The sequence below is a fragment of the Hymenobacter armeniacus genome (genome assembly GCF_014699055.1).
Classification (GTDB): domain Bacteria; phylum Bacteroidota; class Bacteroidia; order Cytophagales; family Hymenobacteraceae; genus Hymenobacter; species Hymenobacter armeniacus.
Genome location: NZ_JACXAC010000001.1, coordinates 708,023 through 729,035, shown reverse-complemented (window position 1 = coordinate 729,035; position 21,013 = coordinate 708,023). Strand labels below are relative to the sequence as shown.

16 protein-coding genes are annotated in these 21,013 nt (G+C 67.3%); 5 read left to right on the top strand and 11 right to left on the bottom strand.

Annotation, left to right across the window (positions count from 1 at the left end; translation table 11 throughout):
• Positions 1–128 precede the first annotated feature (128 nt).
• Positions 129–410, top strand: a complete 282-nt coding sequence (locus tag IC234_RS03215; protein WP_190922381.1) for a DUF427 domain-containing protein — start codon at positions 129–131, stop codon at positions 408–410.
• Positions 411–492: 82 nt separating this feature from the next.
• Positions 493–1,350 carry a bifunctional transcriptional activator/DNA repair enzyme AdaA gene (locus tag IC234_RS03210; protein WP_190922380.1) on the top strand — a complete coding sequence of 286 codons (858 nt, stop codon included), beginning with the start codon at positions 493–495 and terminating at the stop codon, positions 1,348–1,350.
• A gap of 78 nt (positions 1,351–1,428) precedes the next feature.
• On the opposite strand, the gene IC234_RS22035 is transcribed toward IC234_RS03210, so the two are convergent.
• The 4 genes from IC234_RS22035 to IC234_RS03190 all read right to left on the bottom strand — a co-directional run bounded on the left by IC234_RS22035 (position 1,429) and on the right by IC234_RS03190 (position 6,124).
• Entirely contained in the window at positions 1,429–2,934 is a 1,506-nt protein-coding gene (locus tag IC234_RS22035; protein WP_190922379.1) for a T9SS type A sorting domain-containing protein, read from the bottom strand.
• Positions 2,935–2,957: 23 nt separating this feature from the next.
• Positions 2,958–4,877: a beta strand repeat-containing protein gene (locus tag IC234_RS03200; RefSeq protein WP_190922378.1), complete on the bottom strand. Its 1,920-nt coding sequence runs from the start codon at positions 4,875–4,877 to the stop codon at positions 2,958–2,960.
• A 156-nt stretch (positions 4,878–5,033) separates the two neighbouring features.
• Positions 5,034–5,579, bottom strand: coding sequence for a hypothetical protein (locus IC234_RS03195; protein WP_190922377.1), 546 nt, complete (start codon positions 5,577–5,579; stop codon positions 5,034–5,036).
• A 26-nt stretch (positions 5,580–5,605) separates the two neighbouring features.
• On the bottom strand, positions 5,606–6,124 hold the full coding sequence (locus IC234_RS03190; protein WP_190922376.1) for a hypothetical protein: 519 nt from the start codon (positions 6,122–6,124) through the stop codon (positions 5,606–5,608).
• A 251-nt stretch (positions 6,125–6,375) separates the two neighbouring features.
• On the opposite strand from IC234_RS03190, the gene IC234_RS03185 reads away from it, so the two are divergent.
• Entirely contained in the window at positions 6,376–7,023 is a 648-nt protein-coding gene (locus IC234_RS03185; RefSeq protein ID WP_190922375.1) for a response regulator transcription factor, read from the top strand.
• A 158-nt stretch (positions 7,024–7,181) separates the two neighbouring features.
• Here the strand turns inward: IC234_RS03185 and IC234_RS03180 are convergent, their stop codons facing one another.
• The 5 genes from IC234_RS03180 to IC234_RS03160 all read right to left on the bottom strand — a co-directional run bounded on the left by IC234_RS03180 (position 7,182) and on the right by IC234_RS03160 (position 15,182).
• Positions 7,182–10,154, bottom strand: a complete 2,973-nt coding sequence (locus IC234_RS03180; protein ID WP_223827437.1) for a sensor histidine kinase — start codon at positions 10,152–10,154, stop codon at positions 7,182–7,184.
• Between the two features lie 296 nt (positions 10,155–10,450).
• Positions 10,451–11,431: an acyl-ACP desaturase gene (locus IC234_RS03175; RefSeq protein ID WP_190922373.1), complete on the bottom strand. Its 981-nt coding sequence runs from the start codon at positions 11,429–11,431 to the stop codon at positions 10,451–10,453.
• 143 nt (positions 11,432–11,574) lie between these two features.
• Positions 11,575–13,275 (bottom strand): hypothetical protein, encoded by a 1,701-nt coding sequence (locus IC234_RS03170; protein WP_190922372.1) that lies wholly within the window; start codon positions 13,273–13,275, stop codon positions 11,575–11,577.
• Positions 13,276–13,321: 46 nt separating this feature from the next.
• On the bottom strand, positions 13,322–14,176 hold the full coding sequence (locus IC234_RS03165) for a phytanoyl-CoA dioxygenase family protein (RefSeq protein WP_190922371.1): 855 nt from the start codon (positions 14,174–14,176) through the stop codon (positions 13,322–13,324).
• Positions 14,177–14,222: 46 nt separating this feature from the next.
• Positions 14,223–15,182, bottom strand: coding sequence for a glycosyltransferase family 2 protein (locus IC234_RS03160; RefSeq protein WP_190922370.1), 960 nt, complete (start codon positions 15,180–15,182; stop codon positions 14,223–14,225).
• A 791-nt stretch (positions 15,183–15,973) separates the two neighbouring features.
• Here IC234_RS03160 and IC234_RS22120 point away from each other — a divergent pair.
• Complete coding sequence (locus tag IC234_RS22120) at positions 15,974–17,221, top strand: PKD domain-containing protein (protein WP_190922369.1); 1,248 nt, start codon at positions 15,974–15,976, stop codon at positions 17,219–17,221.
• 105 nt (positions 17,222–17,326) lie between these two features.
• On the opposite strand, the gene IC234_RS03150 is transcribed toward IC234_RS22120, so the two are convergent.
• Positions 17,327–18,586 carry an MATE family efflux transporter gene (locus IC234_RS03150; protein WP_190922368.1) on the bottom strand — a complete coding sequence of 420 codons (1,260 nt, stop codon included), beginning with the start codon at positions 18,584–18,586 and terminating at the stop codon, positions 17,327–17,329.
• A 70-nt stretch (positions 18,587–18,656) separates the two neighbouring features.
• Positions 18,657–19,643 carry a hypothetical protein gene (locus IC234_RS03145; protein WP_190922367.1) on the bottom strand — a complete coding sequence of 329 codons (987 nt, stop codon included), beginning with the start codon at positions 19,641–19,643 and terminating at the stop codon, positions 18,657–18,659.
• 176 nt (positions 19,644–19,819) lie between these two features.
• On the opposite strand from IC234_RS03145, the gene corA reads away from it, so the two are divergent.
• The gene (gene corA, locus IC234_RS03140) at positions 19,820–21,013 is read left to right on the top strand and encodes a magnesium/cobalt transporter CorA (RefSeq protein ID WP_190922366.1); all 1,194 of its coding nucleotides are present in this window, start codon (positions 19,820–19,822) and stop codon (positions 21,011–21,013) included.

The following is a 21,013-nucleotide window of genomic DNA, read 5'->3' as shown; positions in this document are numbered from 1 at the left end:
CAGGATAGGCTCAGAAAACAACGACGGCGCGGCCAATGTTCATTTCCTACGGCCAAGCTACGGCCGGGCACTTGGTCTATTTTACACCCTCACCCCCATTGCGGGCCCCCGGCGGGCCTACCCCACCCATGAAAGCCATCTGGAACAACACGGTCGTGGCCGAAAGCGACGACACCGTCGTGGTTGAAAACAACCACTATTTCCCTGCCGACGCCATCAAAAAAGAGTTTTTTGAGGACAGCATTGCCCAAACCACCTGCCCCTGGAAAGGCCGCGCCAGCTACTATTCCCTCAACGTGAACGGCGAAAAAAACAAGGACGCGGCCTGGTACTACCCCGAGCCCAAAGACGCGGCCAAGGAAATCAAAGGCCGCGTGGCGTTCTGGAAAGGGGTCAAAATCGAAAAGTAAGTACGCCCAAAGTGCGCAAGAACCGGGTTTCGGGCGCGGGCTATAGGCGTGAATTTTGTAGTCAATCAGAACCCTCTATGCCATGACTGACTACCAACGCATCGCCGCCGCGCTGGCCCACTTGCGCGCCAATTTTCAAGCCCAACCCAGTCTGGAAGAAGTAGCGGAGCGGGCTCATTGGAGCCCGTTCCATTTCCAGCGCAAGTTTCAGGAGTGGGCCGGGGTGTCGCCCAAGAAATTTCTGCAATACCTCAGCCTCGACCACGCCAAGCACATGCTGCGCGAGCAGGCCTCCGTGGCCGAAGCCGCCCACGAAACCGGCCTGTCGAGCACCGGCCGCCTGCACGATTTGTTCGTGACCCTGGAGGCCATGACGCCCGGCGAATACCGCCACGGCGGGGCCGCCTTGGTCATTCAGTACAGCTTCGGCGAATGCCCGTTTGGCACCTACCTGGTGGCTTCCACGCCCAAAGGCATCTGCAAATTGGCATTTACCGACGACGCGCCCGCGGCGGTGGCCGAGCTTCGCCAGGAATGGCCAAACGCCGTGCTGGCGGCCACCACCGCCGACAGTCATGCAACGGTTGCGCGTTTTTTTACTCGCGCGTTTCAGCCCGCCGACCGGCTGCACCTGCACCTGAAAGGCACGCCGTTTCAACTCAAAATCTGGGAGTCGTTGCTGCGCATTCCCGAAGGAGAATTGCGCACCTACTCGCAGCTGGCGGCCGCGGCCGAAAACGGAGCAGCCGTGCGCGCCGCCGGCACCGCCATCGGGGCCAATCCCGTGGGCTACCTCATCCCCTGCCACCGCGTCATTCGCGGCACTGGCGAGATGGGCCAGTACCGCTGGGGCGCCGACCGCAAGGCGGCGCTGGTAGGCTGGGAAGCGGCCCACACCAGCGCCAAAACCGCGGCTTCGTTGGTTACGGCTGCGGCTTAGGGCCGTTGGGGCGGAGCGCGAAAAGGCCGCTTTCCCGGCTCTGGGAAGCGGCCTTTTTCTGTTTTTAGTGAGCCGTTCTTACTCCACCACCAGCCGGCGCGCGGCGGTGCTGGTGCGCACCGCGTAGACGCCGGTGGGCAGGTGTTCGGGCAGGGCGAGGTGGGCGGTGCCGGTGGCATTCGTGAGGGCGCGGGCCACGCGGCGGCCGGTGGCGTCCAGCACTTCCACGAGGGTGTTGGCGGGGAGGCCGGCGGCCGTGGTGGCGCGCTGGGCCGGGTTGGGGTAGAGTACGAAATCAGGTCGGACCGGCCCGGCGAAATTCACCGTGCGCACGGTGGAGTAGCTGGCGGTGCCGTCGGCATCCAGCTGGCGCAGGCGGTAGTAGAGGTGCAGGGCGCCGACGGGCAGCTGGCCATCCAGCAGCGAATAGTCGTGGCGGGCGGTGCTGCTGCCCGCGCCCGCTACCGTGCCAATGGCGGCAAACGCGTGGCCATCGAGGCTGCGCTCCACGGTGAAGCCGACGTTATTCAGCTCCGACGCGGTGGCCCAGCGCAGGCGCACGGCGGCCGGGCCCTCGGCTTGCGCCGTAAAATCGACGAGCGTGACGGGCAAGGGGTTGGCGGCGTTGCTGACGGTGAAGCGATTGAGGACGGTGGGGCTCAGGGCGAGGCTGCGGGTGCTGGCGTTGGTGGCGGCGCCCACGGGGGCCCAGGGCTGGCCGGCGCTGGCCTGCTGCCAGCCGCGGGCCTGGGCAAAGTTGGTGAGGCCGTTGTCGTTGTCGGCGGGCCAGCTCAGGGTGAGCTGCACGGCGGCGCTGGGCTGGGTGGCGGGCACCACGGTCCAGATGCGGTCGATGCCCTTGAGGCTGCTGTTGGCCAAGTTTTGGCCGAAACTGCCATCTGGGGTGGCGGCGGTGGCGGCCGTGAGCAGGCCGGCCCGGCGGGTGACGACGACGGTGCCCAGGTTCTGGCCGGCGGGGTTGAGCACGGCGCCGAGGCCGAAATCAACGGCCGTGCTGCCGGCCACGGCGTTGCGGGTGATTTCGAGCTTGCCCAGCACGTAGCGGCCGGGGGCTTCGCCGCCCAAGGTGGCGCCGTTGGGCAGGCGCAGGGTGCTGAGTGTGCTGCCGTTTTTGGTGTTCACCAGGCCGCTGGTGAGGGTGAGGGCATTGCTGACCGTGAGGTCGGCGGCGAGGCGCAGGGTGTTGGTGCCAGCGGTGGTTTTGTTCACCACCACCTGGTAAAGGGTGGCGCCGCCGGGCGTGAGCAGCTGGTCGTCGGGTCCGCTGAAGGTGACGGCGCTGGTGCCGGGCGCAAGGGTGCCTGTGTTGGTGAGGTCGTCGCGCACTTCGAGGGTGCCGGTGCTCAGGCCGAGGGTGCCGGCGTTGACGAGGGGGCCTTCGACGCGCAGGGCGCCCGCGTTGGTGAGGGTGGCGCCGGCTTGGTTGCTGAGGCCGCCGGTGCCCACGTAGAGCGTGGCGCCGGCCTCCACGGTGAGGCCGCCGCTGGCGTTGGTGAGGTCCTGGGCGGCGGCGGGCAGCAAGGGCAGCAGGCTGCCGGCCAGCAGAGTTAGCAATTTTCGCATGAGCTGTTGAGAAATTCTGCGCCTTAGTTGCCCGTCCGCATGATGGTCCAATTCTGGCCGTCCGACACGGCAATGACCGTTTTGGCCGAGCCCGTGGTGGTGAGGGTGTACTGCTGGGTGCCGGTGCTGGCGGCGCTGTCGATGAGCTGGCCGCTGCTCACGATAAGGATGGCCGCCACCGAGCTGCTGTTGTTGCGCAGGTAGTACACCCGGCCCACGCAGGTGCTGGCGTTGGGCAGGCGGAAGTACTGGAAGCTGGTGCTGGCGGGGGCCAGACCGTAGTAGCCGGCGTTCAGGTCGGTTTGCTGGTTCGAGCCCTGGTCGAGGGCGTTGGGGCTGCCGCTGGTGCCGCCGCCGTAGTTGTTTTGCACGCCCACGGCAAAAGTCCCCTTCACCTGCAGGGTGCTGGTGGGGGCCGACAGGCCGATGCCTACGTTCACGGCGTCGTTATTGCCGGCGGCGGCGCCGATGACCAGCGAGTTGCCTTGGGTGACGGACGCGTTGTTGCCGATGACGTAGGCGTCGTAGAGGCCGTTTGCGGCATTGGCGCTGCTGCCCAGCACGATGTTGCTGCTGTTGGTGCGCATGTCGTAGCCCGCCCCGGGCCCGATGACCACGTTGTTGCTGCCCGTAAAGAGGCTGGCGTTGCTAAGGGCGTCGTAGCCGATGGCAACGTTGCTGGAGCCGCTGCTGTTCAGGCCGTTGGCGAAGGCCTGGGACCCCACCACCGTGTTGTAGGTCCCCGTCGTGTTGTTGGTGCCCGTCAGGTACCCGACGTAGGTGTTGTCGCCCCCCAGGCTCTTCTCGCCCGCTTTGGCCCCCAGAAAAGTGGCCCCCTCGACGGTGCCGCTCGGGCTGTTGAAGTTGACGCCCGCGTTGAAGCCCAGAATCAGCGACAGGCCGGCGTAGGTATTGGCGCCGAGGGTGACGCGGCCGTTGGCGGCCACGCGGAAGGCCTCGGTCCCGTTGCGCTTAAAGAGGAGGTCCTCGTTGTTGGTGGTGCCGAGGAAATTGCCGCCGGTGATGGCGTTGCCGTTCAGGTCCCAGCCGCTGCTGGCGGGCGTGGCCCAGGTGTTGTCGCCGCGCAGGTAGGTGGTGGCGCTGGCCGTGCCGGTGGCGGCCAGCTTGGGAATGGTGACGGCGTCATCGGCCAGCTTGGCGCTGGTGATGGCGTTGGCGGCCACCGTGGGGTTGGGGTAGGTGCCGGCCAGGTCGCCGCCGGCCGGGCCGGCCGCGCCGGGCAGGGTCACGGAGTTGCCGCCGGCGCCGCTGATGCTGAGTGTCTGCCCGCTCAGGGCCAGGGTTTGCTCGGCCGGAACGGCCACGCTGCTCAGGTTGCCGTTGGCGTCGGTGGTGACGTAGCCGACCGTGCTGAGGCCGCGCAGGCGCACGTTGCCGCCCACATCGAGCACGCGGCTTGGGCTCACGCCGCTGGCCAGCCCGATGCCCACCCGGCCGGTGCCGGTATTGTTCCAGTTCAGCACCGAGGTGGTGGCGCCCGCGCTGCGGAAGCCCAGCGCGCCGCCGGTGGCGCCCGTGAGCACGGGGCCGCCGGCGGTGGTGGCGTCGTAGGCCAGCTTGTTGTTGTCGTCGGCAGCGGGCGCCAGCAGCAAGTCGTTGCCGGCCAGCTTCAGGTCCTGGGTGGCGGTGTGGTTGCCCAGGTTATCGCCGGCGCTCGGCAGGTTCACCCAGCTGCCCCCGAAGGCGTACCAGAAGCCGGCGGTGTTGTCGGTCTGGAAAATCATCAGGCCATCGGGCGGCGCGCTGATGGCAAGGCGCTGCGCCTGGGTGAGGCGCGGAATGAGCAGGCCCTTGGTGGTGGAGGTGATGTCGAGGGCGGCCTTGGCGTTGGGGGTGGCGGTGCCCACGCCCACGTTCTGGGCCTGGGCGGCGAGGGGAAGCACGGCGGCGGCGGCCGCCAGCCAGGGTAAAAGTCCTTTCATAAACAAAAGCGAAGGGGATTGTTTGAGGCCGTAAAGTTTCGGCTGGCCCGGTGCCCGCGCCAATCGGCCGTGTCCCCTGTTCAGGGGACACGGCCGATTGGCGCGGGGCCTGCTCCCGGGGGCCCTCCCGCTGCCGGGGGCCGGCTCCGGGCGGGCTCAGGCTTTCGTCACCGATTTGCGAATAGCGATGATGCTGTATTTCACGGCCGTGTCGATGGTGTTGCGGCCGTAGTCGTGGAAGTCCACCGCGTGCAGCAAGTCGTACACCAGGTTGTCGATGTTGCCGGGGTCGTTGCGGGCCATGGCCAGGGTTTGGGGCGGCACAGTCTGGTTATACTTCGAGTCCTTGGTAATCTGGACCGACGCTTGCGCCACCACCAGCTCGGCGGCGGCGTTGAAGCCGCAAATCAGGATGATGTGGTCGTCGAGCGAATCGCCGCGGATGTGGTCGATTTTCGCCGACACGATTAGCCCCGCGCCGTCCTTCATGAGCGAGGTTTCCGGGTACCAGGTGCGGTAGTTGGTTTTGTCGTCGTTGCTGTCCTTTTGGTACACGTACTCCAGCACCAGGTTGTTGGTGCTCGGGCTGGTCGAGTCTTTGGGCAGCCAGCCGCTCTGGCCGTTGTCAGTGTTCTTGAGGGTGATGCCGCTTTGCGCGTCCAACTGCTGGGCGTAGGTGGTGGGGTTGAAGCTGAGAGCCATGGGAATAAAAAACAACGGGGGAAGAATTAATTGACACTCATGCTGCTGCACGCGCGGTTCACGGTGTGACACACCACGGCCATCGTATAAAACCGGCCGCCGTCGTCGCTCAGCCCCACGATGAGGGGCGAGAGCTTGTTGAAGAGCTTGCAAAAGCCGTCGAACGCCGCCACAGCCACCTGGGCCGCCTCCTCGGAGATGCCGGCCGTTTCGATGGCCCCGATGGCCCCGAGCAGCTCGGCGGTGTCGTCCACCACTTTCACCACCACGTCGGGGATTTGGTAGCCGTCGTTGCCGGTGGTCCAGGAGGCCTGCAGGTTGGTCAGCCTGGCCGTGCCGCCGTCGAAGGCGAGGGTGAGCACGGCGTGGTCGTCGGTGGCGCCCCCGCGGATGTGGTCCACTTTAATGGTGAGCGTGGTGCCGCTCAGACTGGGGTTGTACACCCGATAGTTGGAGTCTTCGACCTCGTACATCACGTGGTCGCTGCTGACCGTGGCGTCGGGGAATAGGCTGGTGAACGTACTGAGGTTGAACTTCAGACTCATAAGTAAAAAGAACTGTAGATACGGTGCCTACTCTGTGGGCTTTTCGGCGGTCGCCACCTGCGTTTGGAAAGGTCGTCGGCGTCATCCTGGGAGGGCAGCTGCGGGCAGGCCGGCCCCGGGCGAAAGGGGCCGGGCCGGCAGCAGCAAAGGTTTGGGCCGGGCCGGGTGGGCCGCGCACCAGCGCCGTACCCTAATCAGGGGACACGGCCGGCCGGGCAGAAAACCTATCGGGCCGCACCTTTGCGGGGCTTATGACTGCCTCCGCCTTTCCCATCAGCCTGGCCATCGTGGAAGACGATGCCCGCGTGCGCGAGTTGCTGCGCGAATACCTGTGCTACCAGCCCGAATTCACCTGCCCCATCGTGGTCGATTCGATGGAAGCCCTCTGGGCCGAGCTCGACGTGAGCTTGCCGCCCCGCGTCATTCTGCTCGACGTGAGCCTGCCCGGCCAAAGCGGCCTCCAGGCCCTGCCCGCGCTCAAAAAGCGCCTGCCCGCCACCGACATCGTGCTCCAAACCATGCACGACGACCCCGCGCGCATCTTCCAGGCGCTGCGGGCCGGGGCCACGGGCTACGTCATCAAAAACGCCACCAGCCTGCCCCAGTACAAGCAGTCCATTCTCGACGTGCTCAACGGCGGGGCGGCCCTCTCCCCTTCTGTGGCCCGCAAGGCCCTGCAGCACTTCCAGCCCGCTCCCAGCCAGCAGCCCGGCTTGCTCTCGGGGCGCGAGCAGCAGGTGCTGCAAGGGCTGGTGGAAGGCCTCAGCGAGAAGCAGGTGGCCGCCCGCCTCAGCCTCTCGCCCGACACGGTGCACACCTACGTGAAGCGCCTCTACGAGAAGCTGCGGGTGAATTCGCGCGGCGAGCTGCTCAGCCGCGCCGCCAAGGGCGATTTATAGAAACAGCCCGTTGCAAGCCCGCACGTCATGCTGAGCGTAGTTAAAGCATCGCGCGCGGGGCGGTAACCAAGCTATTTGAACGATTGGGCTACTGCTGCACGCGAGATGTCTCGGCTGTGCTCGACATGACGTTCCGGCTTATACAGGGCACGCCGCCCCTACGGCCGCTGCCGCAGCCGCACCTGCCAGCCGCCGGGCACGGGGCCTACGGTCAGCTCGGCGCGCAGCAGGGCGGCGCGGTGGCGCATGTTGCGCAGGCCCTGCCCGGCCCGGCCCGGGGCGCCCGTTCCCGCGCCCGTGCTGCGGATGCGGAGCTCCAGCAGCGGCGTGCAGCCCAGGCTGACCCGGATGGGCGTGCCCGGTTCCGAATATTTCAGGGCATTGGTCACCGCTTCTTTGAAGATGAGGTAGGTGTGCTGCCGCAGCGTGGGCGGCAGCGGCTGCTCCGGCCCCGTAGGGAGGTTCTCGTCGAGCAGCAGCTCGCGCCCGGTGGCGCGGGCCGTGGCGTCGAGGTGGTCGCGCATGCGGTCGACCAGCGCGGCCAGGGTGTCAACCCCGGCATCCACGCTCCAGATGATGTCCCGCACGGTGCTGGCGGCGGCGCGGCTGTCCTCCACCAGCGTGGCGAGGCGGGCGGGCGGGCCTTGTTCGAGGGCGTGCAGCAGCTCCGCCTGCATGGTCACGCGGGTGAGCAGCGAACCCACTTCGTCGTGCAGGTCGGCCGCCAGCCGGGCCCGGAGGTCGTTTTCGCGGCGCAGCTGGCGCAGGCGGGCCCGCTGCCAGCCATACACGGCCGCGCTGGCGGCCACGGCGGCCAGCACCCAGGTGAGGGGGCGGTTCCACCACTCGGCCGTCACGGTCAGGGGCAGGCGCAGTATGTTGGCGGCCCGGACGCCCTGGCCGCTCTCGGCCCGGATTTCGACGGTGTAGTTGCCCGGGGGCAGCCCTTGCAGGCGCAGCTGCGGCGTGGTGCCCAGGCCCAGCCAGCGGTCGGCCAGCCAGCCGCGCAACCGGTAAGCATAGCGGGCCTGGCCGGGGTCGAGGCTGTTGGTCAGGGCCAGTTGCAAATCGACCAGCGGCAGGCCCGGGCCCAGCTGCAACGCGGGCAAGGAGTCGGCGGCCAGCAAGTAGTAGGGGCGGCTGGCTTCGGCCGCGGTGGCCAGGGTGGTGTAGCCAGTGAGCAGCAGGCGCGGCGGCACGGCCGAGGTGCCGGGCACCCGGTCGGGGTACACGCGGTGCAGCCCGGCCACGCCCCCCACCAGCAGGGAGCCGTCGCGGGGGTCGACGGATGCCGCCTGGCTGTTGCATTCGTTGGAGGCCAGCCCGTGGGCCGTAGTAAAAACGGCCAGCCGGCCGCTGGCGGGCTGGTAGCGCACCAGTCCTTGGTAGGTACCCAACCACAAGTATCCTCCTGCGCTAGGCGTGATGGTGACCACCGGGGCATTGGGCAGCCCTTGGTGTTGCGACAGGGCCATGCGCCCCCGGCCGTCCGGGTCAATTACGGCCAAGCCATGGGCATGGGTGCCCACCCACAGCCGGCCATCGGGGGCCAGATACAGGCAGCGGGCTCCGTCCACGGCCACGCGGCGGGCGGCGGGCGCCTGGGGGCCAAAGGATTCCCGGTGGCCCGTGGCCAGCGTCAGGCGCTCCACGCCTTCGGGCGTAGCCAGCCAGAGGTGGCCCTGCCCATCCGGACACACGGCCTCGATGAGGCGCCCGGCCAGCGGCGGGGGGGCCGTGGCAGGTTGGCCGGGCGCCCGATAGGGCCGGTAGGCCCGAGAGGCCGCATCGTAATACAATAACCCCAGCGGGGTGCCAGCCCACACCCGGTGCGTGGCCGCGTCGCGCACCAGGGCCCGCACGCCGGGCTCTAGCTGCGGCTGGCCGGCCATGGGCAGGCGGTTGAATGCCCCGGTGCGCAGGTTGAACTGAAGCAGCGGAAACACCCCAGCGGCTAGCCAACTGCCCCCGGGCCCGAGCGGGGCCGGCACGAGGCCCATTAGCACGGGCGCGTTGCCGGCGGGCAGGGTGGCCGTCTTCCAGCGCCGCAACGGCGCCAGCGGCGAGTCCGCCGCCTGGGTCAGAATACCTTTGCCGTAGCTGCTCACCAGCAGGCGGCCATCGGGCAGGCGCACGCTGGCCCGTACGCTGTAGGGGGCGCCGTCGGGCCCGGGCAGGGCATGAATAAAAGCCGCCGCCGCCGCCCATTGCCAACACCCGTGGGTGCCCATATCAAACACCCACCAGTGGCCGGCGTGGTCGGGTTGCAGTTGGCCGCGCCACGCGGCGGGCGGCCGGAACGGCAGCGGCAGGGCAAACCGCGCCCGCAGCCGCGGCGCGGGCCCGGGGGTCCACTCGAGCTGTAGCACCTGCCGCTGCAGCAGCACGGTGGGCCCGGCGGCATTGCGCACCATCGCCGCACCCTGTTCGGGCGGGCTCTCATCCCAGCGGCTCTGCTCGTCGAGCCGGCCGCCGGGCCCGGCGCGGTACGCGGCGGCGGTGCTGAGCAGCCAGGGCTGCCCCCGGGGGTCGTATGCGGGGCGCAGGCACGCCTGCGGGGCCGTGTGCCATCTACCCAGTTCCTGCCCCCCGGCGCTTAGCTGCCGGGTAACGCCATGGCTGACCAGCCACAAACTGCCATCCGGCGCGGGCCACGTCTCCTGCAGTTCGTCACTATTTTTTACCAAAGGACCAATGGGCTGGCCCGCGAGGGTGTAGGCCCGCAGGCCGCTATGGGCCTGCGCCACCCATACTTGCCGGCCGCCGGGGGCCAGCACCACGGCTTCTATGGCGTGGCTGCTGCCATCGGGCGCCGGCAGCGGCAGCGGTTCCAGGCGGCCCGTGGGGCCGAAGCGGTAGAGGCCGGCTTCGGTGCCCAGCCACAGCTGGCCCTGGGGCAACGGCAACAGGTGGTTGCACGGCACGGCAGGTAGCACTGCTCCATCCCGCCGCAATGCGTTGAGGGCCACGAGGCGCGTGCCATCGTAGCGGTACACGCCGTCGTCGGTGCCCACCCACAGCAGGCCTTCGGCGGTGGACACCAGCGTGCGCAGCATCAAGCCGCCCAAGCCTGCGTCGGGCTGCCAGCCGTTGGCGGGGGCCGGCTGGGCGCGGCCCAGCAGAGGCAGCAACACCCCCACATAAGCAATGAATAACCGCCACGCATTCATACGGGCAAGTTACGGGTAGGTGCGTGCTTTCGGATTTCGGCATGAAGCTGCCATTGTGTTAAATCCGTGATTAACTCGAAAACACCGTTGCGCAGCTCCAACAGATTGAATTTAGCATTGCCTACCACAAGGCTGCGGGGCAACCAAGGTCACTCTTGACATTTCCCTGATTTGTATATGCCGGAAGCGCATAATAAAGCGCCCCACCCGGCAGAACCAGGTGGGGCGCAGGGGTAGCACCCAACATAAAGCAGGCCCTAATCAATCCACTTAAACTTGTATTCCAGCTTGGGCACGGGCATTCGGTCGGCCACGCGGCGCAGGCGGTTGGGCAGGGCCATGATGTAGTCGCGGGCCTTTTCGGCTTCGCCGGTCAGGCCGCCGATGTGCTCAATCTTCCAATCCGTGATGAGCGAGTCGAGGATGTCGGTATAGTCGGCGCTGGTGTACACGCCCAGGCGCTGGGCGGCGTCGGTGAAGTGGCCGAAGGTTTTGCCCATCTCCACGCCCATTTCGCGCATGTAGTGGGCCGGCATCACAATTTTCTTGCGCATCATGTCCTCGAAGGCCAGCATCATTTCGGAGGGGTCCAATTCGAAAATCTTGCTCACAAAAGCCTTGTACACGCGGGCGTGGCGGGTTTCGTCGCCGGCAATCATGCCGCAGATTTTGGAGAGCTGGTCGTCGCCGGCCTTGCGGGCCAGCTGGCCCACGCGGCGGTGCGAGATGTTGGTGGCCTGCTCCTGGTAGCTCGTGTACACGAAGGCGCGGTAGGGGTCGTTGGCCGTGCCCAGGTCGAAGGCATCGTTGATGAGGTATTGGGTGCTCACCTCGAACTCGCGCATGTTGACGCGGCCACTCAGGTACAAATAGCGGTTCAGGAGGTCGCCGTGGCGGTTTTCCTCGGCCGTCCAGCCCCGAATCCACTCGGCCCAGCCGTTGTTACGGTCGCGGTTGATGTTGTCGAGCTCGTGGAACCAGGCCTCGTAGTTGGGCAGGGCTTCCTCGGTGATGGTGTCGCCGATGAGCACGGCCAGCAGGTCGTAGCTCAGGCCGCTGGCTTTTTCGCGCAGCTCCTTCACCTCGTCAAAAAACGTGTCGCGGCGCGAGTCGGGCAGGTAGTCGGCGGGCTGCCAGCTGTCTTCCACGCTTTTGAGGAAGGTGCTCATGTTTTCCTTGAGGTAGCCTTCCATCTGCTGAAGGACTTCGCCGCGGGTTATCGAAATGGAGGTTTGCATAAGAAAAGGCGAAAAACGTGAGGGGGTGGTGAAAGAAACGCTTTTCGCGCAACAAAGGTCTGCCCCAACCGTAGGGGGCCGGGTATAAGATTATGGCATTAGGGCCGCAAAAAAGGCTCAAACCAGCCTTTGCAAACCAAAAATCAATGTTCTGGCCACGGTTGAATGTGGTAGACGCGCGCCGCCAGCGCCGTGTCGTTGGCCAATGGTGAGCCCTCGGGGTAGAGCAGCATTGGGGCGCCATCGAAGCGGAACCGCCGGGCGAGCCAGCGCGCGGTTTCGGGCGTGAGCACCCACAGGGCCCGGGGCGGCGCGCTGTAGGTGGGCAGGCGAGCCAGCCGGCGCAGGCATTCGGTTTGGTCGGCGGTGCCGCTGAGGGCGCGGCGCAAGCGGGCCTGGGAGGCATCGTGCGAGGGCCAGCCGCTGAGCAGCAGCACGGGGCCCGGCCCCACCGAGTAGGCGCGAAACGGTGAGAGGCTTTTGAGGAAGTCGTTGGGGCCCGCCACGATGCGCACGGCCCCGGCGCCCCGGTGCCGCAGCACGCTCAGAGCGGCTTCGTGACGACGGCGCTCGGCGCTCAGCACCTGGTGGCGGTGCCAGGTCTTGACGCCGTAGAGCGCCACCGCGCCGCAAGCCAGCAAGGCTGCGCCCCGCAACTGCCAAAGCGGAAAGGTGCGTTCGGCGGCCACTGGGCCGGGCATGCCGCGGCTACCGGCCGCGGCCGGCCGCAGCACATACACCAAATTGGCCAGCAGCCAGAAATCGAGCAGGGGCAGCTCCAGCCGCGGCGGCAGCTTGAGCACGCCGGCCAGGAAAACCAGCGCCCCCACATAAGCGGCCTGCACCAGCCAGAAATCCACCGCAACAGGCCGTTTCCGCTGGCGCCACACGGCCAGTGCAGTAGCCGCCAGGACCAACAGCACGGGGAAATAGTCGCGCACCAGCAAGCCGGCGCGCAGGCGCAGCTTGGCCGGCACCTCGCGGCCGTAGAAGCTACGGGCATCGAAGCGGTAGGCCCGCTGGCACAGGGCTTCGTTGACGAGGGTGGAGTCGCCCATCAGCCACAGGCTGACCGCGGACGTGCCGAGGCTGTCGGCCGTGTAGCGGGGCCGCGGCTGCAGCTGGTCGAAGTCGAGAATGCGGGCGAAATACCGGTCGCGGGCCTGGGTGTGGGCTTGCTCAGGCGTTTGCAGGAAGGCGGCTACGGCCGTGGCCAGCGCCAGTATGCTGGCTCCGCCTAGCAACACGGGGGCGGCACGGCGCCAGCTGCCGGCCAGCCACCACGCCGCGGGCAGGGCCGCTCCAAACCCCATCACGGCCAGGCTGGGCCGCATCAGCCAGGCCGCCAGCAGCACCGCTAGCCCCACGGCCAGGGTGCCGCGTCGCCCGGGCCGCTGGGCTGCAAACAGCACCCCCGCACCGGCCAGCAGCAGCCCCACCCGCACGTAGCTGAACCACAGCCAATGCTCCAGCCAGGCCAGCCCGAAAAACAGCACCAACGCCCCCACCCCGGCCACGCCACGCCACCGCGCCCGCAGCACGTGGTCGAGCACGGCGAACACCAGCACCGTGGCCACGCTCAGCCCCAATCCAAGCAGCAAGCCAAACCACGGGAGCGCAGGCAGCGCAGCATATGCCGCCGCCAGCAGGTGCCCATACCCGTGAAAATACAGCGGCACCGACGCCACCGGCTTTGCCGCAATGACCCCGGAAAATAGCCAGGCCAGCGCCATGTCGTCGTTGGCCTCAAAATAGCTGCCCAGGCCGGCCACTGTGGCCCCAATCAGCCCCAGGGGCAGCAGCACCACGCGCAACAAAACGGCAATACGGGAAGAACTCGACACGGCGGCAATAACGAATGAAGCCGCTAAGAAACGGAGTGAGACACCATCAAGCCCGCCAGAACCGCATTTCGAGCGACACGCGGGTGGCGTCGGGGTTGAGGTTGGCGGCAGCGCCGTGGAGCAGGTAGGGCGAAAACACCAGCACTTCGTCGGGGCCGGGATTGGGCCGCATGAGCTCCAGCGGGCGGGCGGGGCGCAGCACGCCGGGCACCGTGTAGGGCACGCCGTGGAAAATGGCCCCACCGGCCGTGCGCTCCACGGCGCTTTCGGGCCAGTGGTGGCTGCCCGGCACCAGCGCCAAGGACGACTGCGCCGTGCTGCCCGCCACCGGCAGGTAAATGTTGAGGGCGTGGCGGTAGCGCGGCAGCCAGGCGTCGCGGTGCAGCGGGTTTTGGTCGGCGCGGTGAGGCCGCACAATGCGCAAGTGAAACACCGCCTCCTGCACGTTGGGGTTGTAGGCCCGCACCGGCTGGCCGCAGGCGGCGCTCACCAGGGCTTCGAGCAGCGCGGGGGCCACGCGCAGGCGCGCCAGCTCGTAGGCCTTGGTTTGGGCGATGACGGCCAGGTGTCGTTGGGCATCGTCGCCGATGACGCGGTGGTACTGGCTGATGTCGAAATCCGGCGCCACGGCGCAGCCCACGTTGCGCAACGCTTCTCGCAACAGCTCGGCTAAACCCGCCTGTAGCGCGGCCTGCAGGCCCCCGGGCAAGCCAGGCACCACCGCAAAGCCCGCCGTGGCCCAGGGTGCCTGCGCGCTCAGGTCGACGTCGCTGGACAAAAGCACGGTGTTGTCTTCGGCCGCGGCGGGGCGGCCTTCTACCCGGTGCGGCACCGGTTGGCCATCGACGCGGAGCTGCGGAAGCGAAGAGTCGGGCGAAGCAGGGTTGGTAGGCAAAGACATCAGCGAGCGGGCACCCGCAGAGCCCGCGAGTAGAATAATGACAAACTTAACTTGCGCTGGGCGCAAACAGCCCGCTCCACCCGGCCAACGCCCGCTCCGGCAGGCCCGGCCGGGCTACCCGGCGCAGCAACTCATACAAGGCCCGCACCTCGGCGTGGCGCCGGCGCCGGGCGGCCTGCCGCAGCTCCCAGCGCACGCGGATGGCCAGCGCGGCGCGTTCCTCGGGGGTTCGCACCAGGGCCAGCGCTTTTTCGCACACCCGAATGGTAGAGGCCAAATAAGGGTCGTGGGCTTGGTAGGCTTTGGCGCTCATGCTGCGCGGGTGCTTGCGCTTGCGGGTGGTCAGGGCGTCGAGGTACACAAACTGCCAGTCGCGGCTGGCCCGCACCCAGAAGTCGAAATCCTCGTAGGCCAGGGTTTCGTCGTAGCCGCCCAGTGCTTCCAGGCAAGCGCGCCGCATGAGCATGGTGGGCGTGCTGATGAAGTAGCGGGCCAGCACGTCGGCCAGCACCCAGCCGCTGGCGGGGCGGGGCCGCAGCCCGCCGGCGCCGTCGGGCCGGTGGTGCAGGCCCAGCAGCTGGCTTTGCTCGTCAATCAATTCAGCGTTGGAATAGACCATGCCCACGCTGGCATCGGCGGCCTGAAACACCTGCACCTGCTGCGCAATGCGTTCGGGCAGCAGCACGTCATCGGTGGCAAAGTCTATCACAAACTCGCCCCGGGTTTGGCGGAAAGCCTGGTTGAAGGCGCGGCAGTTGCCCACGTTTTCGGGCAGCAGCAGCAGGTGCCAGCCGGGCTGCCGGGCGGCGTATTCGCGCAGGATGGCGGGGCTGCCGTCGGTGCTGGCATCGTCCACGAGCCACACATCTAGGTGCGGGTAGGTTTGGGCGAGGATGGAATCCAGGGCCTCGCGCAGGAAGGGCGCGTGGTTGTGGCACAGCGCCACGATGGTGACCAGCGGCGGCGTGGCGGCAGAGGGAAGAAGCGTAACGGAGGAATCAGACATGCGGGCTGCAAATGACGCACAGAAAACGGAGCTACACCCGGCAAATTTCAAAAGCCGGCCCGCGGTTTCTTTTCCCTTGCGGGCCAGCCGCGAAGTAGGATGCGGCCTACTCTGCGCGTCTATTTTCTGTCTGCGCAGGTGTAAAGCACGGTTTTTGCGCATCCCAATTCTACCGCTTTCCGCAGGCTGAATGCCGGAAAGCAACCTTCCTGATTGCTATGAGAAAACACTTACTTTCTACCATTTTCGCCCTGGTATTGCTCACAGGATGCTTCTCCGCCTCTGCCCAGCCCACCCGAGTTTGGTTGAAAACCATCCAATACCCACCCGGTGGCTACATCGCTGAGCTACATCGCTTTTCAGCCAATCGATTGCTGGGCGTTGGCCTAACCTCCACAACAACGGGAAATATTTATGACCGTTCAACAGCCTTGTGGTTTTATAATAATCAAGGTAATACGGTCAGGACCAAACGGGACCTTGGCACCCGTCGGGTTCTGCCGCAAGGACCATTCCCACCGGGTTACAGTTATACTTCCCTAGCACTACTGCCAGGCGGCGATTTCTTAGTCACGGGCTCGCGCACCCGTGGCGAGGTGCAAGGGGTGCCTCAGTTGGAAGCCAACATGATAGCGCGGCTCGATTCAACTGGTACGATTCGGTGGTCGCGCTTTTTCACCGTCAATGGTTCTTCTACCGGCCATCACAAGTTGCTGGCCTTACCTGATGGCGGCGGCCTACTTACCCACCAAACGGCATTTACTGGTACTAGCACCGTACCCGTGGCCATCGTGTCACGCTTTGACTCTACGGGCGCGGTGGTTTGGCAGCGTACCCTCGGGCGGGCCTACTCCTCTCTGGATAAGTTTGTACCTCTGCCCGACGGCTCCTACGCGCTGGCCGGCTACCAGTCGCGGCCCATGACCGGCGGCGGCAATCTGGTGGCGCCCGATGCTTGGGTGCTGCGCCTGACGGCCAGCGGCGACACGCTGGGCTCGCGCTACTTCGGCCTGCCGAACGACTACGACCAGTTCACCGACGTGCGGCCGAGCGCCAACGGTGGCCTACTGCTGTGCGGCGTCATCGGCCTAGCCAACAGCCAGCAACAGCAGGGCTGGCTGCTGCAACTCGACAGCTTGAACCGCGTGCAGTGGCAGCAGCGCACCCCGGTCGGTTCCGCAGTGCCCAACTTTGTATTTTACCGCTGCCTGGCTCTGGCCGGCGGGGGCGCCTTGGTACAGGGCTCACGACTGGCCCCTAACCGGCTGGATGTATTTACTGACTTGTACATGGCCGTCTATCAGCCCAACGGGGTGGGCGGCGCACCCGTGGCCTGGCAGCGATTCACCTCCCCCCCCACCACCGACGAGCCCTACGGCGATTGGGACTTGAGCACACGAGGCGAGCTTACCGTTAGCGGAAGCATCGACTTTGGCCACACGCTGGCCTTAATGCGCCTGCAGCTGGCCGAGCGCCCCTACGTGCCCAACCTCTGCCAGACGCCGCCGCAGGCCGCGCTGGGCTTCGCCCCCACCGCCGGCGGCGACAGCCTGCGCTTCTTCGCCCTCACCGGCGCCGGCCCGCGCTACGCCCAGCTCCTGCGCTGGCGCTGGGACTTCGGCGACGGCACCGCCTTCGACGGGCCCACGCCCCCGCCCCACCGCTACGCCGCCGGCGCCGGCACGGCCGTGCGCCTCACCGTCACCAACAACCTGGGCTGCACGGCCACGGCCGTGGCCTTTCCTTTCGCCCTGGCCACCGCCGCCCAGCGCGCGCTGCCGCCCGCCCCGGCCGTGTTTCCCACCCCGGCCGGGGCGGGCGGCACGGCCACGGTGCAGCTGCCGGGCCTGCGCCCCCAGGGCCCCGTGGCCGGCGAGCTGCGCAACGCCCTGGGCCAGCTGATGCGCCGCGAGCAGTGGGCGCCGGCGGCGTTGGCCCAGGGCGTACCGCTGGGCCTGAGCGGCCTGGCCCCGGGCGTGTACAGCCTGCGCCTGCTGGCCCGGGAGGGAACGTTGGTCAAGCGTCTGGTGGTGCAGTAAGAAAGCACCGGCGCGGCCGGCCTGCGGGCAAGGGCGCGGCATGTATCATTGCAAAAATCCCCGGCACTGCGCAGTGCCGGGGATTTTTGTTGGGCTTCTTTCTTATCACTGCCGGGCCCGCGGGCCCCGCAGATACACCGCTACGCACACCGCCAGCACCAGCCCGTAGCGCGCCGCGTGGGCCCACACCGCCCCCGCCAGCCCCAGCCGTGGCAGCAGCAGGGCCAGCATCCCGGCAAACACCACCGCCGACGCGGCCTGCACCGCGATGTAAGGCCACGTGCGCGCCCGGGCCATGAGCTGGTAGATGAACACCCAGCTCAGGAATTTGGCCCAGTCGCCGAGCAGCTGCGGCGCCAGCAGCTCTTGGGCCGCCAGCAAGCGCGGGGCAAACAACAGCGGCAGCAGCGAGCTGCGGCAGGCAAAAACCAGCCCCAGGCCGGCGGCCAGCAGCGGGGCCAGCAGGGCCAGCACGCCCCGCAAGTAGTGTCGGGCCTGCGCCGGCTGGGCCGCCAGGGCCGACAGGCGCGGGTAAAACACGCTGTTCATCACGGCCCCAAATACCATGGTGTAGTTGTCGGAAAGCTTGGCCACGGCCTGCCACAAATCGGTGCGGGCGGGGCCGTAGGTGGCCAGCAGGTGGTCGCGCAGCACGTAGTCGACGGCCCGGCCGAAGAGCAGGGAGCTCACGGCCATCAGCAGAAACTGGCCCAGGCCGCGCAGGGCTGTGCGGCTCACGGGGGCGGCCGGGCGCCACTTCGGCAGCACGCCGGCCCGGCGCGCCAGCCACAGGGCCGGCAGCAGCGTCAGGCCCTGGGCCAGCAGGTAGCTCAGCAGCACCTGCGGCAGGGCGGCGCCCCGCAGCAACGTGGCCGCCACGGCCGCCGTGCCCAGTGCCGCCAGCGTCACGGCCAGCCCGATGTACGCCCGCAGGCGGCCCGCCGCCAACAGCGCGGCCCCCGCCAGGCTTTGGCCGGTAACCAACGCAATGCCCAGCACAAACACCGGCACGCTGCGCCAGTCCCAGCCCAGCAGGCCCGTGCCGGCCAGCATGGCGGCGCCTATGAGCAGCGCAAGGGCATTCAGGGCCAGGGCGGCGCCTAACCAGGTGCGGTGGCGCGGGCTGCCGGGTTGGAGAGGGGCCAGGTATTTCACCACGCCCACGTTCACGCCATCGTTGGGCAGGGCCGTGAGCAAGGCCATCAGGTTCTGAAACTGCGCCAGCAGCGTGAGGCCGCCGGCCGGCGCGTAGGTGGCAAACAGTTTGTTGATGACCAAAGCGCCCGCGCCCCGGGCCGCTACGGCCACGCCCGTGCCCAACGAACCGCGCAGGAATGTCTTGGCTGTGGAGGAAATGGCGGCCATTGCCACAAAGAACGACACACTCCCTCCTTCCTAAGCCAGCGTTTCTCCTTTCCTGCTTCCTCTCTTTCCGCTACCCCACTGCCTTTTCCCAGCTCAGGCGCAGTCCGGCCACGCCGCCCAGGTGGCGCTTAAACCGCAGCAGCGAGGCATTGGGGCCGGTGTCGAGGGTGGAGGTGCCGAGGTCGAGCACGGTGAGGGCGCTGGCGCGGGCGAAGGCGTGCAGGCCCTCATTTAGGAGCACCACCGGGCTTAGCGAGTTGCAGCGCAGGGGGCTGGCGGGGTAGAAATTATACAAGGCCGTTGCGCTCACGCGGATGGCCACGGTGAGGGCCGCCCACTCGCCGTCGGGCTGGCGCACCGAGAACAGGAAATGCTCGCGCGGAAACGCCCGAAACAGCGCCTGCACCCGCTCCAGCGGCAGCGACAGGCGCTGCCCCCGCTCCTGCCGGCACGCCCGAATGAACTCGTAGGCCGCGGGCAGCAGAAAGGGCGGCTCCTGCTCGAAGTGCAGGCCGTGGCGCCGGCACTTGTGCAGCCGCCGCCGCTCCGAGGGGTGCAGGTGGGCTTCGTAGTCGCGCGCGGGGTCGAGGTGGTAGTTCTGCTCGGCCAGGGCCACGCGGTAGCCACGCTGCCGCAGGGCTTCGGCGAGAGTGGCCGCGCCGGCCGGGTCGTAGGCGAAGGGGTAGCCGCGCAGGGCCAGCCGGCGCAGGCCATGGCGGGCCGCCTGCGCTTCGGCGGCATCCAGGAGCAGGTGCACGGCGGCGGCGCTGGCGCCGGGCGCCAGCTGCACGGCCCCGAACGGCGCCTGCGCGGGGCTGCTCGCGGCGCCCGCCGCTGCATCCAGGCTCAGGTGGAGCTGGGCTATGGTGCGGGCTTGGGCCGGGTCTTCTACGTAGAAGCTGAGGACGGGCGGGGCACCGGCTTGCAAGGCCTGGTGTTCGGGCCGCAGGTACAGAAATGATTCAAACGCCAACGGCAGCCGGGGCGGCGCGGGGCCCTCGGCCAGCCACACGGCCAAGCCCGGCGCGGGGTGCGCCGCCGTGGTTGCTTCCGCCAATGAATCCGTTTTTTTCAACCGTGTGTTTCGAGTCTGGGCCGGCAAAGTACGGCACGGAACAGGTCAATGCTGTTTTACTTCCGCTGGTCATGCCATTCTAGGCGCTGAAGGCATCTTCGGCCCCCGGCCCTGCGTAGGGGCGCAAGCTGCTCCGTTGATTCGTTTTTCTTTGCCGCATGACACCAACCCGTTTGTCGCCCAAGCCCTCGCCTTCCCTGGACCCGCAATCCACGCCGTCCGACGGCTTCATCACCGACCGCGAAGCCACCCGCCAAGCCCGGGAGCAGCAAGTGGGCCAGCGCCCCGGCACCCTCAACGTGCACGAAGGCGCCCTCCCGCCCCGCCTCTTCCTCACGTCGTACGACGACACCACCTGTTTCGAGGAAGAGTTCACGGGCCGCTACGACGAACTGCTGGAGTACATGCGCACGCACCCCAAGCTCAAGCACTGGGTGGACGTGCGCGGCTACAACGACCTGCCCCTGCTGGAGCGCATGATGCAGGATTTCGGCCTGCACCCCCTGCAGATGGAAGACGTGCTCAACGACTACCAGCGGGCAAAAATGGAAGTGTTCGACGAGCACCGCCTTTTCATGGTGTCGCGCATGACCGACTTCACCTCCAACCTGGAAATCGACGACGACCAGCTGTCCATTTTCACGGGGCCGAACTATGTGCTCTCGTTTCAGGACGACTACGACGACTGCCTCGACTCGCTGCGGGTGCGCATCCGCAGCAATTTCAGCACCCTGCGCCGCCACCCCAGCCTCTACCTGGCTTACGCCCTCACCGACGTGGTGCTCGACCACTACTACCCCACCATGGCCGCCATCGGCGACTACATCGAGCGGCTGGAGGAAGCCATTTTTGCCGAAAAACGGCCCAAGCGCCTGCTCAACCGCATCCTGCGCATCAAGAAAGACGTGGTGCGCTTCCGCCGGCTGGTGTATCCGGAGCGCGACAAAATTGCCGAAATCCTGCGCTTGCCGGAAGAAGTGATGCCCGAAACCCTCAAAATCTTCTACCGCGACGCCTACGACCACGCCATTCAGGCCCTCGACCTGGCCGAAAGCTACCGCGACAACATTTCCTCGCTCACCGACCTCTACCTGTCGGACCAGGGCAACCGCATGAACGAGGTGATGAAGGTGCTGACCATGATAAGCACCATTTTTATCCCCTTGAGTTTTGTGGTGGGGCTATACGGCATGAATTTTCAGCGCCACGACGACCAGGGCCACCTGCTGCCCCACAACATGCCCGAACTCTATCAGCCCTGGGGTTACCCCGTGGTAATCGGGGTAATGGTGCTGGTGGTCATCGGCCAGTTCGTGTACTTCTACCGCAAAGGCTGGCTCACCAATCGCTAA